The organism is Pantoea endophytica (genome assembly GCF_002858935.1).
GTDB classification, from domain to species: Bacteria; Pseudomonadota; Gammaproteobacteria; order Enterobacterales; family Enterobacteriaceae; genus Pantoea; species Pantoea leporis.
Genome location: NZ_PJRT01000029.1, coordinates 49,689 through 64,427 on the forward strand (window position 1 = coordinate 49,689; position 14,739 = coordinate 64,427).

Consider the following 14,739-nt stretch of genomic DNA (forward strand, 5'->3'; position numbering starts at 1 on the left):
GCCGTTCGCCTTATAATCTCATCAACTGCCGAAAGGCTTTCACCTTGCTGCGACTCACCGGCACCTGCGCATCCAAATCACGCAACTTCACCAAATAGGTATTGTTAAACCACGGCTCGATTTCACGAATCTTGCTCAGGTTGACGCAGTAAGAGCGATGGCAGCGGAAGAACTGCTGTTCCGGTAAACGGCTGCAAAACTCACTGATCACCATCGACATCACATAGGCTTCGCGCCGCGTATACACAAACGTCAACTTCTCGTGCGCCTCAACGTAATAAATCTCGTTGATATCGGTGACGATAATGCGTTCATCTTTCACCAGATTGACGGTTTGTGGCGAGCTGGTGGCTGCGTTTTGTGGTTGCAACTGCTGTTGCGCGCTGGCTTCCAGTTTCTGCAGCATGGTCATGATGCGCGACTCATGATACGGCTTGAGAATGTAGTCAAACGCGTCCAGCTCAAACGCTTCAACCGCATGCTCTTTCCACGCGGTGATAAACACAATCAATGGCTTATGAGCAAACTGATTGATGTTTTGCGCCAGCAGCATGCCATCAAGCGAAGGAATGTTGATATCGAGGAAAATCACATCCACACGATGGTTCTGCAGATATTTCAGCACTTCCAGCCCATCATCAAAGCAGGCCTCAACGCTGATTTGGCTATGTTGCTGAATCATCCAGCTTAACTCTTGCTGGGCAAGAAATTCGTCTTCAACGATGATGGCTTTCACGTGGCGGTTTCCGTGGTGGGGCGCAGCGGGGCAGGCAGCCGCTGGCCATTCTTGCTAAGCGTAAAGGCGATTTCCGTGCCGGGATGATGGCGGGTGATGACCAAGCCCTGGCCGGAGAGCAGCTTAACGCGATGATGCACATTCAGCAGACCAATTTTGTTGCCGGGCATCTCGTTTCGCGCCACGCGGCTCATCACATCATCGCTGATGCCATCACCGGTATCGCGCACCGCAACGCGCACCCGATCGCCTAAATCCTTCACGCTCAGCGTCACTACGCCTTTGCCGCGGCAAGGCTGAATGCCGTGCACAATGGCGTTCTCTACCAGCGGCTGAATCAGCAGGCTGGGCAGCGTGAAGTGCAGATCTTCATCCACGTCATAAATCATCGACAGCTTATCGCCGAAACGCGCCTGCTCAATCGCGATGTAATCCTTCACCTGCCACAACTCTTTCTTGATATCGATAAGCTCGTCATCGTTGAGTTCGAGGTTGTAACGCAGATAACGTGACAAATTGATCACCAACTGGCGCGCGGTGTCCGGATTAAGGCGAATCGAAGAGGAAATAGCATTCAGGGCGTTAAACAGGAAATGCGGGTTAATTTTGCTCTGCAGTGCGCGCAATTCTGCCTTGTTCGCCATCTCACGCAGCTGTTCAGCCCGCGAGACTTCCAACTGGGTGGAGATGATTTGCGACAGCCCAATCGCCATCTCTTTCAGCGACCCGGTGATGCGATGCGCACGGCGATAATAGATTTTTAGCGTGCCTGTCACTTCCCCTTTTTCCCAAAGGGGAATAACCAGCATCGAGTGAATATCTTTGGTGCGATGTGCCTCGTCGTTGTTTTTAATAATAATTTTACCGCTGGCGATCGCCTGCGCGGTGGTCGGGCTGATGGCATCATCGCCGTTGTGATAGTTCTGCTCGCCGTAGCCGACGTAAGCGAGAATCTGTTTGTTATTGGTGATGGCGACCGCATCGGCGTGAATGTCGGTGCGGATGATATCGCACACTTTATGCAGCGACTGGCTATCAACCTGGCGAAACAGCGGCAATGTTTTGTTGGCGATCTCCAGCGCAAGCTTGGCCTGACGCGCCGCAATCGCCTCTTTTTCACCTTCGACGCTCTGCACCAGCAGCACGATTAAACCGATGCTTGAGGCGCCCAGAATCATCGGTAGCGCAATTTCGGACACAATCGCCAGTCCCAGCGTCATCGGCTTGGCCCACAGCACAATCAGCAGCATGGTCAGGCTTTCGCACAACATGCCGCCAAGAATACCGGCGCGCCAGCGCTGCTCTTTATTCACCCGGCGGTTGATCACGCCCGAAGCGATACCGGCAATGATGCTGGTGAGCAGGCAAGGCACCGCCGTGACGCCATCCATATCAATTAGATAGCGATGCAAACCGGCAATCACGCCGGTGGCGATGCCTACCCACGGACCAAACAGAATGCCGCCGGACATCACCGCAATCACGCGCACATTGAGCAGCGAGCCGTCGACGTTAATGCCTGACCAGGTGCTGAACAGCGCAAACAGCGAGAATATTGCCGTCACCACCAGTTTTTCGCGCACCGAATGCTCATCTTTTTGCAACAGCTGACGAAACACCCGCGTGCGCGTGAGGAAGAACAGACAGATCAGCATCAGCGCCGCGCGGTCAAAAACCGCCAGCAGCATGTCGAAGTGGGAAGGCAAGGGCATCTCTCAGGCAAGAAACGGGAGGCTATGATAAAAAATGTGGTCACGATCCGCCAGCCTCACAGCAATCTGCAGACCTTTCTCGTAGCCGGGATCAATTTTGAGCATGCCTGGTCGCCATAAATGACCTAATGCTTGTCAGTTAAGACATGAAAACCCTTAATTACCGCGAGCACACATTGTAGCGGCGCAATTCATTGCGCGATAAATCGCGCCGCTACGGAATATGCGGTGATTTGATTAGGTGCTTAACTGATCGGCATTACGCCATAAATGGCGACCTCTGCCAAAAGAGGAAAACTTGAGTAACAAAAAGAGGATTAGCGAAAGCGTGCGCCGATCGCTGGTTGTCAATACGCCGGTTTGCTATGTTGCCGGATAAAAAGGGGAACTCAGCCATGCAATTACTCACGCCACGTTTGTCCCTCAGTCGGCTTCAACCTGAAGACTGGCGGATTTTCAAAGCGGTACATCAGGACCGCGCAACCATGACGTGGGTCAGTGAAATCCCGGATGAAAACGATATTCGTCAACGCTTTACTGAGCGTCTGGCGCCGTGGCAGGCGAGCAGTTTTCATATGCTGTGTCTGGTGGCGCGCATCCGGGAAACCGGCGAGCCGATTGGCCTGTTTGGCTGCAGCGCCGAGTGGCATCCTTATCGTCAGGCCGAAGTGGGTTACATGCTGCGCGCGGCGTTTACCGGAATGGGTTATGGCAGTGAAGCGCTCGACGCGCTGTGCCAGTTTTTGCTACAGGCAGAATTTCATAAGCTGAAAGCGATGGTGATTGAGGGGAATTGGCCGTCGCGCCGCATTCTTGAGAAGAATGGTTTCGTCCTTGAGGGTACGCTGCGGGATAATTATCTGCTAAACGGCCAATGGGTAAGCGATTGGGTGTTTGGCCGCCTGAATCCGCAACATTAAAAAAATTTCCGTCTGCTCTCGACAATCTTGTTATCAGCGCGTTATGTTCTTGGTGCGGTCACCACAGTGACCCACGTCGCTCGGACGGTCCGGGCGCTTACGTAAACCAGAGGACATCATGGCTGATAACAGCACACCCCGTCGTTTCTCGCGTATTGAACGCCTTCCCCCGTATGTTTTTAACATTACCGCTGAATTGAAGATGGCTGCGCGTCGGCGCGGCGAAGACATCATCGATTTTTCGATGGGCAACCCGGATGGCCCCACGCCGCCGCATATCGTCGAAAAACTCTGCCAGGTGGCGCAGCGCGAAGACACGCACGGTTACTCAACCTCGAAAGGTATTCCCCGTTTGCGTCGCGCGATTTCGCGCTGGTACGCAGACCGTTATCAGGTAGAGATCGATCCGGAATCGGAAGCGATTGTCACCATCGGCTCCAAAGAGGGTTTGGCGCACTTGATGCTGGCCACGCTCGATCACGGCGACACCGTGCTGGTGCCGAACCCCAGCTATCCGATTCACATTTACGGCGCGGTCATTGCTGGCGCGCAGGTGCGTTCTGTTCCGTTGGTAGCGGGCGTTGATTTCTTCAACGAGCTGGAGCGGGCGATTCGCGAAAGCTATCCCAAACCGAAAATGATGATTCTCGGCTTCCCGTCGAACCCTACAGCGCAATGCGTTGAGCTCGACTTCTTTGAGCGCGTCATCGCGCTGGCGAAGCAGTACAACGTGCTGGTCATCCATGATCTCGCCTACGCTGATATCACCTACGATGGCTGGAAAGCGCCGTCGATTATGCAGGTGCCAGGCGCGCGTGATGTGGCGGTAGAATTCTTTACCCTGTCGAAAAGCTACAACATGGCGGGCTGGCGCATCGGCTTTATGGTCGGTAACAAAGAGCTGGTCTCCGCGCTGGCGCGCATCAAAAGTTATCACGATTACGGCACCTTCACGCCACTGCAGGTCGCAGCGATTGCGGCGCTGGAAGGCGATCAACAGTGCGTGCGCGATATCGCTGAACAGTACAAACGCCGCCGCGATGTGCTGGTGAAAGGCCTGCACGAAGCGGGCTGGATGGTCGATCTGCCGAAGGCGTCGATGTACGTCTGGGCGAAAATTCCCGATCACTACGCGCATCTTGGCTCACTGGAGTTTGCCAAATTACTGATGCAGGAGGCCAAAGTGTGCGTCTCGCCGGGCATCGGTTTCGGTGATTACGGGGATACCCACGTGCGTTTCGCGCTGATTGAAAACAGCGATCGTATTCGTCAGGCGGTGCGGGGGATTAAATCGATGTTCCGTGCCGATGGCATTTTGCCGGGAACGGTGAAAGCGCTGGAAGAAGAAGAGGAATAACCATTAAGTGGGGCGACTCAGCGTCGCCCCGCCTGGCGGCTCTACAGCATCAGTACAAAAGTACCGACCCAAAGCAACAGGAAGAAAGAAATTCCCATCAAAGCGTATCTCACAAAACAACTCCTCTGAGCGGCTACCCGGCGGGCGATCCCAAACCCGCGTAACCCGAACAGAATAAGAGAAAGGTGGAGTTCATCATAGCTACACGCTTTCTTCTCAGGTCGCTCCAGGCAAGCCCGAAACAGGATCGAGGGCTAATTTACGCGGATTTGTCCCAAAAATAAATAGGCCGCTTCTGAGATATTGCTCACATTTTCAGCGGGTCTCAATCTCCGGTATCGCCGACATTCCCACGCGCAGTTTGGCCAGATCCGGCTGGTTCTCATCGAGCACAATTTTCACCGGTAAACGCTGTACCACTTTGGTGTAATTGCCGGTGGCGTTGTCCGGCGAAATGGCGGAAAAGGTCGCGCCCGTCGCCGGAGCGATGCTGTCGACGCGGCCGCTAAATACCTTGCCCGGCAAGGCATCCACCTTCACGCTCACTTTCTGCCCTTGCTGCACATCCGCCAGCTGCGTTTCCAGATAATTAGCGGTGATATAGGTTTGCTGCAGCGGCACCACCGCCAGCAAACGCGTGCCTGCGCTAACGTAGGCGCCGAGGCGCACCGAACGCTGACCGACCATGCCATCCACCGGCGCCACAATCCGCGTGTAGGAAAGATTGAGCTGCGCCTGATCGACGCTGGCCTGCGCGGCAGCGACATCGGCAGCGGCCTGACGCACCGCAGCTTGTAGCACGCCAACTTGCTTGACGGCGGAAGCTAGCGCCGCTTCGCTCTGGCGGACGGTAGCCGAAGCGGATCGCTGCGTTGAGTTGGCTTTTTGCTGATCGTCTGCGGCGATGGTGCCACTTTTATACAGCTGGTTGTAACGCGCGGCGCTTTGTCCGGCGTACTGCGCTGAAGCCTGGCTCGCCGCTAACGTGGCCTTCGCCTGGTCGATAGTGGATTGCTGCTGTTCCAGCTGCGCCTGGCTACTCAAACGCTTCGCCTCGCTGACCTGCAAATTGGCCTGCGCGGTCTCTAACGCCACACGGTAATCGCGATCGTCGAGTGTCGCCAGTAGTTCGCCGGCCTTCACGCGCTGGTTGTCTTGCACGTTGACGCTGGCGATGTAGCCGGAAACTTTCGGTGCAACCAGCGTGTAATCGGCATTCACGTAGGCATCGGTGGTGCGGTGATCGTTGCCGGTCATTGATGACCAGACAAAAAAAGCCATCGCTAATAACACCAGTAATAAGGCGCTCAACAGCACCGTTCTCTTCAAAGCAAAAGCTTGCATATCAATTATCTCGACGTCGTCGTAACAGGTTGAATCAGTGTTTGTGGTGGCCACACGCGTTTTGGCAACCAGGCGGTTAACAGTAAAAGCAGGGCGGCGAAGGCAATCAGCATCTGGTAGCAATCACTCAGGCTCAGCACCATCGCCTGCTGTTTCAGCAAGGTGGCGAAGCCGCTGAGGTTTTCCGCGCTGCTGACGCTGCCGTCCGGCAGCAACGGCACGCTGCTGCTGGATTGTGCGCTGTTCGGCGCCGTCATCAGCCATGAACGGCTGGCGGCGCTATCGACCAGCACGTTGGAGTGGAATTTTTCACGGTGGCTGATAAACCATTCCACCAGCGTGCTGGCGGCGATGCTGGAGAAACCGCGCACCGTGTTGAACATCGCCGAGGCAAAGGGGCCTTCTGGGGGTGCAACCACGCTGGTGGCACTCATCAGCACCGGCAAAATCACCATGGGCTGGCCGAACGCCTGCAAAATCTGAATCAGCCAGAAATTCTGCCGCGCCCAATCGGTGGTGATGTGCATGCCCATCAGGCAGGACGTCACCAACAGCGCTACGCCCGCTGTCAACATCCAGCGGCAATCCACCCAGCGAATATTCAGCAGCGCGGCAACAAAAGGCGCGATCAGCAACTGCGGCAATCCGATGGTCAACGCCAGCGGGGCGAACTGCAGCGTGCGGAAGCCTTGCACCTGCGCCAGATAGGCCGACGGCAGCGCCGAACCTGACAGCGACAGAATCAGCACGCCCGCCAGCACCAGCAAGCCGTGCGCGAGATTGCGCCGCCCCAGCATTTGCAATTTGAACAGCGGCAGCGGGTGAAACCATTCATTAATAAAGAACACAGTCAGCAACGCCAGCGCGCTGAATAATAAGCCGCAGAATAACGGCGATTCGAGCCAGTCGAGTCGTTCGCCCTGCGTCAGCGCCAGAATCAACAGCGCCATACCGGAGCAGCCGGTCAGCATGCCGAACAGGTCGATCTGTTTAAAACGCTCAAGGCGCAGCGGATCCTGCGGCAAACCCCAGCTAATCAGCAGCATGGCAATCAGCATGGCGGGCACCACTTGCCAGAAGACAAACAGCCAGCTGACGTCATCGGTCCAGAACGCCGCCAGCGAAGCGGCCATATTCGGACCGAAAGTGGCGGTCAGCGCATATCCGGCTAAACCGTATAATTTGATCGGCGGCGGAAGAAAGCGCAGCGCAACGGTCATCAGCATTGGCGGCAGCGCGCCGCCAAATAACCCCTGCACCACGCGCAAGGCGATAAACAGCGTGGCGTTAGGCATCAGCGGCAGCAGCAGACCGCTCAGCATAAAACCAGCGGAGACGGTGAGCGCAAAGCGGCGCAGCGAAAAGGTGACGGCGAACCAGGGCGCAATCATCATTGCCGCCACTTCAGCGGCCTGATACGCGGAGATGATCCAGCTGCCTTGATCGTAACTGATGCCGATGGCAGCGCGGATATCGGCTAACGCGATATCAGTGACGCGATCGTTTAATCCCGATGTGAGCGCGGCAATCAGCACGCCAACCAATCCCAGCGCCAGGCGCAGAGTAAACGGATGGGGGGCCGGAGCCGCAATGGGCTGGGCGTTCATAGCAGGCTTCTCGTTATGATGTTGATGCAGTGTATTGCGATGTGATACAGATGGCATCTTACATATCGATATGCTGTATTGCAATGTGATACAGGGTGTAAAAGTGCGATCATTCGCGTTAAAGTAGGGCAGGCCAAAAAGGAACGCATCATGGTTGAACTTCCCTCAAGCCGTGAGGATGAAAAAGCGGGTGGCATTCAGGTCATCGCGCGTGCGGCAAAAATTCTGAACGCGCTGGGTGAGCATCCCGGCGGCATGAGTTTAGGTGAAATTGCGCAGGTGGTTGATCTGCCGCGCTCGACGGTGCAGCGCATTATTGGTGCGCTGGACAGCGCACAGCTGGTGCGCAGCAGTGGTGCCGGCGGGTTACGTCTTGGTCCGGCGCTGCTCAAGCTGATCTCCAGCGTGCACAGCGACGTGGTGGAAATCGTGCGTCCATTCCTCGAACAACTCTCTGCAGAGATTAATGAAACGGTATCGCTGGCGCGGGCCAGCGGCACGCAGCTGGCTATCGTGCATTATGTGGTGGCCTCGCGCGAACTGCGCGTGGTGCCGCGCATCGGGCTGAATTTGCCGCTTTACAGCACATCGGGCGGCCGCGCGTTGCTGGCGCTGGAGAGCGATGAAGATGTGCGCGTGATGGTGGGCGAAGCCTATAAAGAGTTAACCGAGATGACGGTGAAAACGCTGCCGCAATTGCTGGAGCTGATTGCCGAGGTACGCGCCAGCGGATTGGCGATCGATCGCGGTGAGACGCTGGAGGGCATTTCGACCATAGCGGTCGCCATTGATACGCTGTTTGGCCGCTTCTCCATCTCATTACTGGTGCCGACCGCGCGTTTTCATAAGCAGGAAGCGCATTATCGTGAGCAAATCATCAAGTGCAAAGACGCCTTGATTCGTGAAATTGGCAAAATGACCGCTGTGGAAGGATAACCAACTGATGAAAACCTTGCTGATGGCCATCGATAACTCTCCGGTGGCGGAAAAAGTGATTGCGTTGACCATTGAACAAGCGCTGGCGCATCAGGCACAGGTCACGGTGCTGTGCTGCGTTGATCCCGCATACTCCTCCTGTAATCAACCGATAGAGATTGATGCCGGTGAAGATCCGGATGATTTTGTGGCGGCGAAAGATGAACAGAACACCGCCGAAATGGTGGTGCGCCACGCGCTGGCGCCGCTTTTGCGTGCGGGCGTGGCGGCAAAGGGTTTGATTCTGGCGGGGGAAGCGGCGGAAACCATTGTGGCGCAATCCACACTTTTGCATGCCAGCATGATCATTATGGGACGCCGTCATCTGTCGCCGTTTAATCGTCTGCTGAAAGGTTCGGTCAGCGCTGCGGTGATTGAGCGCGCCAATTGCCCCGTTTTAATTGATGTGCGTAAGGATTAACCCCGCTCGATGCTCTCGCTTTTTCCGATTACGCTAGCGGCGTTCGCGCTGCTGGCGATCATTATTATTCTGCTGGTGCGCACCACCTCGCTGCGACTGTGGCAAGGCGTGCTGTTATTTATCTTGCCGCTAATACTGGCGAATTTACTGTGGTTCAGCTGGCTTCATCCACGTCAGGAGCGGCAGGCGCTGATGGAAGAGGTCGCAACCCAACTCAGCCTTGCGCCCGGTTATCGTCTGCTAAAAATTCAGGAACCCGCATTGTGGCAGTTGCTTAATCGCGAGCTGCTGCATAAACGGCTGGAAGGTGTGCCCGCCAATCAGGCGCTGGGGGATATGCGCGGCTGGTTGATGGATCTGGTTAATCAGCGTCTGACGCGCGCCAGCGATGCGGCGATCATTGATTACATCCGCGTCTCGGTCGAGGAAATGCGGGCGTTGCAGCAGCAGGAACCGCAGCGCTGCTTCCGTTTCCTCTATCCGCAGGTGAATGGCGGCGTCAATTTGCAACAGGTGCTGTCACCGGAACTGAATCAGCGCGATGCGCAAGCACTCGAAACGCTGCTGCAGCAAAGTACCGGCAATGAACAGCCGCTGGATCAGGCTGCGGCGCAGCGCGATTTACAAAGCGTGGTGGAAAAACTGTATGGCAAGTGGGGCGATAGGCTGCAACAGCTGAATATGCCGGCGGATACCGCGGTTGATCGCGGCGCAATGTGCGCGATGTCGATTGATCTCTACAGCGGCATTCTCGCATTGCCTGACAAACAAGCGGCCAATCTTTTACGTAAGATGGTCAGCCTTACCGGTTAGCAGGCAAAAAAAAGCCCGCTCAGCGCGGGCATGAAGGTCATTATCAGTATGTTTATTATTAATTCACCTGGTGTGGTGCAGACTTCGTTTTGTCTGAACAGATAATCGCACCCTTACCTTGATAAGTGAAACCGTTTGGTTTTATCGATTTGATTGGCGAAAGCTTCACTAATCCCGGACATTTCGCGCTTTATTCCTATAGATAAGCGCGGCGTTGCCTTTTAGACTGCAACGCTCAAGAGGAAACCCTAATGAAAAAAATGCTTATTAGCGCATTGGCGCTTTTTATGTTGGCGGGTTGTAGCGTCAGCAAACCAGGAGGATTTGAGCGTGTCGATGAAGATACCAGCTCAAATACCGTGCAGTATCGTTACGATCCGCACACGCTGAATAAAGACGCAATGGAGATCGACCTTGCGAATTATTGCAGTCAGCGTGGATTTGATAAGGTGGAATCACTGCCGTCGCAAAATAGCCATTTGCCCGGACTAAAGAAAGCCTGGTATCAATGTAATTACGCGGTAAAAAGCTAAAAAAATAGGGCGGGATAATTTCCCGCCCTTTTTATTTTCTTATTATTTGCTGTGTGTGCTTTGCCCAACTATCTGCGGTGTCCATAACCGCCGTGCCCATGATGCCAGCCGCCGCCACCACCATGATGGCCCCAGCCTGGGCCGCCGCCTCCACGATGATGATCGATAATACAGCCACTCAACATCGTCATAATGGCTACAACCGATGCAAGCTTAATCACTTTCTTCATGGAGAGTCCTCCTCTGTTCCAATGACGCCAGATTACAGGGGAATAGTGGAGTGAAGATGCAGGAAATGTAGAGTTATTACGGAATGTATTACGGAGTGTGTCAATTAAATGCTAAAAAAGTCGCGGGGTAAAATAAACCAATCGGAATAAGCTGAATGCCTGATAATAATAACGAGATTACTCCGAAAGGCAAGGCTTAATAATAGTGGTTCTCAATTAACGTTTTATTGTGGAATAATTGTGGAGAAATTGGATGCCGCGTATTAATGCGGCATCCCAGCGAACTTAATTATGCAGTAAAGGTTCTGCCACGTTTTGGCGATTTGGCAGACGGATGCTCAGCGACAACACCAGCGAAATCACCAGCAAGGTCATAATCAGGCTGAAGGTGACGGTGAAGCCGCCAAAGGCGGAAGCAACCAGCGAACCCAGCACGCTGCCGATACCGAAGCCCAGGTAAATCAGACCATAGTTTTTGGTCAGGTTGTTCAGGCCAAAGAAATCGCTGACCAGCGATGGGAACACGGTAATGGTGCCGCCGAAGCTGAAGGCCACGCAAGCTAAGGAGAGGAAGAAGGTCGATTCACTCATATGGGTGAATAGCAAAATGCTCATGCCCACCAGCGAGACGATTTGCGCCAGCGTAATCACGCGGATGCGCGCCATTTTATCCGAGAGCACGCCAAGAATTAGACGGCCGCTGAGGTTGGCAATCGCAATCACCGTGACCGCATTGGCGGCGGTTTGCGCGCTCAGATGCACCATGCCTTCACCGATATCTTTCGCCACGCCAATCACGTACAGGCCGCTCATGCAGGCAGTGAGGAACATCAGCGCCAGCATCCAGTACTGCGGTAAACGCACCGATTGCGCCAGCGTGTAATCTTTGGCTTCCAGCTGCGTATTACCTCTGTTCTTCTGCATCGGTGCGTCACGCATCAGCAACGCGCCGACAATGATCATGCTCATCGCCAGCACGCCCCAGATCATGAAGGTATTCTCCAGACCTTGTGCGCTCAGCAGTGCGCCGCAGATGAATTTAAAGCCGAGGCTACCCAAACCGTACGCACCAATCGAGCAGGCGGAAATGAGCCCTTTGCGCTCCGGGAACCACTTCACGCAGTTAGAGAGCGTCATCAGATAACCGGCGCCATCGGCCAATCCCACCAGAATCCCTGCGCTGAGGTAGAGCATCATCAGATTATCGGCATGCGCGGTCAGCCAGAAACCTACCGCCATCAGCATGCCCGCACCGATGGTGACGTTGCGCACGCCAAAGCGCTCCTGCAATTTCCCGGCAAGCGATGACGCAATCGCCAGGCCAAGACTGAGTAAACCGAACGAGAAAGCCACTTCACTGATCGGCGCATTCAGCTTATTTGCCAGCGGGCCGTTAAACAGGCTCCAGGTATAAACCGAGCCCAAAGCGAACTGGGTGATAATAGTGCCGATAAGGGTGAGCATGCGGGTACGTTGGTCATTCGCGGGGGTTGCTGTTGTCATTTTTATCTCTCACTCGAGAAAGCGGAATCTGTGGAGATAATAAATTGCTCTCGCACGTGCGGGGGATGCAGAGGCGTGAATGAACCGGATGGTGGAACGAAATGCAGTAAAGCGGGTATGAATGGCATTGTGATGACAGTAAGTGATGTCATTTAAGCCGTAGCGGTTGCTACGGGTAACCATCTGTAAGTGTTTGTATCGATCGCGCCATATCGCCTGCAAAGTTGTGGATGTTTGCCAGGCTTAGAATTCATTCAAAAGGAGGAAATATGAAAGACCGAACATATGAATCCGCGTCAAATGAGGATGAGGTTTGCTGCATTATCGGTCAGGCGGTGATCGAGTTAAGCGATGAGCATCAACCAGTGAATAAATCCACGTTGTCGCTGAAATTACTGGCAATGGCCGACCGCGACAAAGATGATGAACGCGTCCTGCTTTACTGGATTGCCAGAAAAGCCATAACTAAACCTCACCAGCTCAATATCGGCGTTCAGGGCTGGCGCTAGAGGAACAAAAGAGCGGGCGCAATGCCCGCTCTCGTTATTTATGCGGTCCGTAATCGGCCCATCGTCGGCCAGCGTACAAACATCACCATGTTCCCCGCCAGAATCATCACCAATCCGACAATCGCATTACTGTGCCAGTGATAACCTTCGTAAAGCGTGGAGAGCGTTAGCGCCACCAGCGGGAACAGCAAAGTACTGTAAGCGGCCTGACTGGCACCAATACGGCCCACCAGCGTGAAGTAGGCCCCAAATCCCACGACCGAACCAAATATCGCCAGGTAGCTCATCGCGCCTAACCACTGCATATTCAGCGCTGGCGCCAGCGAATCGCCGTTAATTAATGCCAGTGCGGCCATCACCAAAGCGCCATACAGCATCGCGTAGCTATTGGTGGTCAACACATCACGCTGACGGCGTTGATGGCGCAGCGAAATCATATTGCCGAAAGAGAAGCCCAGCGTGCCAAGCGCGCTGAGGCCCACGCCCCACAGCAACTGTGGAGCCGGATGCGCCGCCTGAATATCATTCCAGAACAGTGCGACAATACCGCCCAGGCCAAGCACCGCCGCTGGCACCAGGCGAAACGATGGGCGCTGACGGAAGAAGATCCAGCCGTTAAGCGCGTTATACAGCACGGCCATCGAGAATATCACCGACTCGAGTCCGCTGCTGATCCACGCGGCAGCATGATAGAAGCAGACAAAGTTGAAGCCAAACACGCAGCAGCCCTGCAGCAGACAAAACAGATGATCGCGCTTATCCAGCATTCGCAGGCGACGCAGCAGTTTTAGGATCACCAGCATCACCAGCGACGCCAGTAAGAAACGCCAAAATACCGCCACCAAAACGGGCGTATCGGCCGCTTCCTGCTGCAGGAAAATGGCAATCCATGTGGTTCCCCAAATCATCACCACGGCAAGGTATAACATCACATTCATAGCGCACTCTCCGACATAATCTGGCCCGCAGTGTGGCGTGAAAAGCAACCTGCGGCTTGCACGTTTTTGCGCGGCAATTGCAAAATCTTGCGCTTTTTACTTCTGTGTCCGGCTGTGACCTGTTTTCTGTCTGCGGAGATCCGTACACTGGGCGCTCATGAACTTCGAGTGATATGAACCATGGCCGATTACCAGACCTTCAACATGCTGCAGCGCCACAAAGCGCAGCTGCGCGACAGTGTGCAGTTGTCGAGCGGCATTAAGCTGGCGGCCTGGTTTAACAGCGGCGATCGCGTCACTAATCTTAGCGATCATCATACGCTGAGCCTGTATACCGCCGACGGCTATGAAACCTGGCATAAAACTCAAAACGGCTGGCGCAACGGCGGCGGCCCGGATCGCTTTTGCCTGATGCCCAGCGGGGTAGAATCGGTGTGGGATATTCGCGCCGATTTGTCGTTTGTGCATCTCTATTGCACCGACGAACATCTGCGGCATTTGGGCGAGCAGATTTGGGATCGCAGTCCGTCGCAGCTTAATCTGCATGAAAAGATCTTCGCGGCGGACGATCGCATCACTCAACTATATCGCCACTTCTTGCTGAGCACCGACTGGCAACAGCCGGCGAACCAATTGATGCTCAGCAGCGCATCAACGTTGCTGATGACGCATCTGCTGCAACGCTACAGCGATGTGCAATGGCAAGCGCCGCAGGTGCGTGGCGGACTGGCGCCCGCCGTGTTGCGGCGAGTCATGGCGTATATTGATGCGCAGCTCGATCAGCCATTAACGCTGGCGCAACTGGCAGCTGAAGCGGCGCTGAGCGAATACCATTTTGCCCGCATGTTCCGCAGCAGCGTTGGCGAGGCCCCGCATCAATATGTGATGCGTCGCCGTATGGATGCTGCGCTGCAGCTGCTGAAATTCAGCCGTTTAACGCTAACAGAAATCGCATTGCGCTGCGGTTTTCACTCCTCGAGTCACTTCAGTAACCGCTTCCGTCAGCTGCATGGCGTGACGCCATCGGCATGGCGCCAAGATCACGTCTGATTACGATCTCACTTTTAAAACGTTGTAATCGGCTGCAAGAACCCCTTTTTTTTTCTGAACACATCTCTCAATTAGGCATTCTCAAACTCAG

Annotated in this window: 15 protein-coding genes; 8 read left to right on the plus strand and 7 right to left on the minus strand. The window is 54.7% G+C overall.

Annotated features, from left to right (window positions below; all coding sequences use genetic code 11):
- Positions 1–10: 10 nt before the first annotated feature.
- Together PZBJ_RS17865 and PZBJ_RS17870 are read right to left on the minus strand one after the other, a co-directional pair.
- The gene (locus PZBJ_RS17865; protein WP_101763596.1) at positions 11–736 is read right to left on the minus strand and encodes a LytR/AlgR family response regulator transcription factor; all 726 of its coding nucleotides are present in this window, start codon (positions 734–736) and stop codon (positions 11–13) included.
- Complete coding sequence (locus PZBJ_RS17870) at positions 733–2,424, minus strand: sensor histidine kinase (RefSeq protein WP_101763597.1); 1,692 nt, start codon at positions 2,422–2,424, stop codon at positions 733–735. The genes PZBJ_RS17865 and PZBJ_RS17870 overlap by 4 nt, the downstream gene beginning before the upstream one ends.
- 419 nt (positions 2,425–2,843) lie before the next feature.
- Here PZBJ_RS17870 and PZBJ_RS17875 point away from each other — a divergent pair, with 419 nt between their 5' ends.
- Together PZBJ_RS17875 and alaC are read left to right on the plus strand one after the other, a co-directional pair.
- The gene (locus PZBJ_RS17875) at positions 2,844–3,368 is read left to right on the plus strand and encodes a GNAT family N-acetyltransferase (protein WP_101763598.1); all 525 of its coding nucleotides are present in this window, start codon (positions 2,844–2,846) and stop codon (positions 3,366–3,368) included.
- 118 nt (positions 3,369–3,486) lie between these two features.
- Positions 3,487–4,725: an alanine transaminase gene (alaC, locus tag PZBJ_RS17880; protein ID WP_008101332.1), complete on the plus strand. Its 1,239-nt coding sequence runs from the start codon at positions 3,487–3,489 to the stop codon at positions 4,723–4,725.
- 41 nt (positions 4,726–4,766) lie between these two features.
- On the opposite strand, the gene ypdK is transcribed toward alaC, so the two are convergent.
- The 3 genes from ypdK to PZBJ_RS17895 form a co-directional block, all read right to left on the minus strand.
- Positions 4,767–4,838, minus strand: a complete 72-nt coding sequence (ypdK, locus tag PZBJ_RS17885) for a membrane protein YpdK (RefSeq protein ID WP_099686956.1) — start codon at positions 4,836–4,838, stop codon at positions 4,767–4,769.
- A gap of 202 nt (positions 4,839–5,040) precedes the next feature.
- Entirely contained in the window at positions 5,041–6,069 is a 1,029-nt protein-coding gene (locus PZBJ_RS17890) for an HlyD family secretion protein (RefSeq protein WP_101763599.1), read from the minus strand.
- A gap of 5 nt (positions 6,070–6,074) precedes the next feature.
- Positions 6,075–7,676: an MFS transporter gene (locus tag PZBJ_RS17895; protein WP_101763600.1), complete on the minus strand. Its 1,602-nt coding sequence runs from the start codon at positions 7,674–7,676 to the stop codon at positions 6,075–6,077.
- A 150-nt stretch (positions 7,677–7,826) separates the two neighbouring features.
- On the opposite strand from PZBJ_RS17895, the gene PZBJ_RS17900 reads away from it, so the two are divergent.
- The 4 genes from PZBJ_RS17900 to PZBJ_RS17915 all read left to right on the plus strand — a co-directional run bounded on the left by PZBJ_RS17900 (position 7,827) and on the right by PZBJ_RS17915 (position 10,418).
- Entirely contained in the window at positions 7,827–8,612 is a 786-nt protein-coding gene (locus tag PZBJ_RS17900; protein WP_101763601.1) for an IclR family transcriptional regulator, read from the plus strand.
- A gap of 7 nt (positions 8,613–8,619) precedes the next feature.
- On the plus strand, positions 8,620–9,072 hold the full coding sequence (locus PZBJ_RS17905) for a universal stress protein (RefSeq protein WP_101763602.1): 453 nt from the start codon (positions 8,620–8,622) through the stop codon (positions 9,070–9,072).
- 9 nt (positions 9,073–9,081) lie between these two features.
- Positions 9,082–9,885 (plus strand): hypothetical protein, encoded by an 804-nt coding sequence (locus PZBJ_RS17910; protein WP_101763603.1) that lies wholly within the window; start codon positions 9,082–9,084, stop codon positions 9,883–9,885.
- 251 nt (positions 9,886–10,136) lie between these two features.
- The gene (locus PZBJ_RS17915) at positions 10,137–10,418 is read left to right on the plus strand and encodes a putative periplasmic lipoprotein (protein ID WP_008101319.1); all 282 of its coding nucleotides are present in this window, start codon (positions 10,137–10,139) and stop codon (positions 10,416–10,418) included.
- A 515-nt stretch (positions 10,419–10,933) separates the two neighbouring features.
- Here the strand turns inward: PZBJ_RS17915 and PZBJ_RS17920 are convergent.
- Positions 10,934–12,151: an L-lactate MFS transporter gene (locus tag PZBJ_RS17920; RefSeq protein WP_101763604.1), complete on the minus strand. Its 1,218-nt coding sequence runs from the start codon at positions 12,149–12,151 to the stop codon at positions 10,934–10,936.
- Between the two features lie 269 nt (positions 12,152–12,420).
- Here PZBJ_RS17920 and PZBJ_RS17925 point away from each other — a divergent pair, with 269 nt between their 5' ends.
- Entirely contained in the window at positions 12,421–12,660 is a 240-nt protein-coding gene (locus PZBJ_RS17925) for a hypothetical protein (RefSeq protein ID WP_008101313.1), read from the plus strand.
- Between the two features lie 38 nt (positions 12,661–12,698).
- On the opposite strand, the gene PZBJ_RS17930 is transcribed toward PZBJ_RS17925, so the two are convergent.
- Positions 12,699–13,598 carry a DMT family transporter gene (locus PZBJ_RS17930; protein ID WP_101763605.1) on the minus strand — a complete coding sequence of 300 codons (900 nt, stop codon included), beginning with the start codon at positions 13,596–13,598 and terminating at the stop codon, positions 12,699–12,701.
- Positions 13,599–13,778: 180 nt separating this feature from the next.
- Between PZBJ_RS17930 and PZBJ_RS17935 the strand changes: the two genes are divergently transcribed.
- Complete coding sequence (locus PZBJ_RS17935) at positions 13,779–14,648, plus strand: AraC family transcriptional regulator (protein ID WP_101763606.1); 870 nt, start codon at positions 13,779–13,781, stop codon at positions 14,646–14,648.
- Positions 14,649–14,739 lie beyond the last annotated feature (91 nt).

What these genes read in the sequence shown, in the direction of transcription:
- alaC (WP_008101332.1), top strand. Translation starts at nt 3,487, where the DNA reads ATGGCTGATAACAGCACACCCCGTCGTTTCTCGCGTATTGAACGCCTT.
- PZBJ_RS17875 (WP_101763598.1), top strand. Translation starts at nt 2,844, where the DNA reads ATGCAATTACTCACGCCACGTTTGTCCCTCAGTCGGCTTCAACCTGAA.
- PZBJ_RS17915 (WP_008101319.1), top strand. Translation starts at nt 10,137, where the DNA reads ATGAAAAAAATGCTTATTAGCGCATTGGCGCTTTTTATGTTGGCGGGT.
- PZBJ_RS17870 (WP_101763597.1), bottom strand. Translation starts at nt 2,424, where the DNA reads ATGCTGCTGGCGGTTTTTGACCGCGCGGCGCTGATGCTGATCTGTCTG.
- PZBJ_RS17930 (WP_101763605.1), bottom strand. Translation starts at nt 13,598, where the DNA reads ATGAATGTGATGTTATACCTTGCCGTGGTGATGATTTGGGGAACCACA.
- PZBJ_RS17920 (WP_101763604.1), bottom strand. Translation starts at nt 12,151, where the DNA reads ATGACAACAGCAACCCCCGCGAATGACCAACGTACCCGCATGCTCACC.
- PZBJ_RS17935 (WP_101763606.1), top strand. Translation starts at nt 13,779, where the DNA reads ATGGCCGATTACCAGACCTTCAACATGCTGCAGCGCCACAAAGCGCAG.
- PZBJ_RS17895 (WP_101763600.1), bottom strand. Translation starts at nt 7,676, where the DNA reads ATGAACGCCCAGCCCATTGCGGCTCCGGCCCCCCATCCGTTTACTCTG.
- PZBJ_RS17925 (WP_008101313.1), top strand. Translation starts at nt 12,421, where the DNA reads ATGAAAGACCGAACATATGAATCCGCGTCAAATGAGGATGAGGTTTGC.
- PZBJ_RS17890 (WP_101763599.1), bottom strand. Translation starts at nt 6,069, where the DNA reads ATGCAAGCTTTTGCTTTGAAGAGAACGGTGCTGTTGAGCGCCTTATTA.
- PZBJ_RS17910 (WP_101763603.1), top strand. Translation starts at nt 9,082, where the DNA reads ATGCTCTCGCTTTTTCCGATTACGCTAGCGGCGTTCGCGCTGCTGGCG.
- PZBJ_RS17905 (WP_101763602.1), top strand. Translation starts at nt 8,620, where the DNA reads ATGAAAACCTTGCTGATGGCCATCGATAACTCTCCGGTGGCGGAAAAA.
- PZBJ_RS17900 (WP_101763601.1), top strand. Translation starts at nt 7,827, where the DNA reads ATGGTTGAACTTCCCTCAAGCCGTGAGGATGAAAAAGCGGGTGGCATT.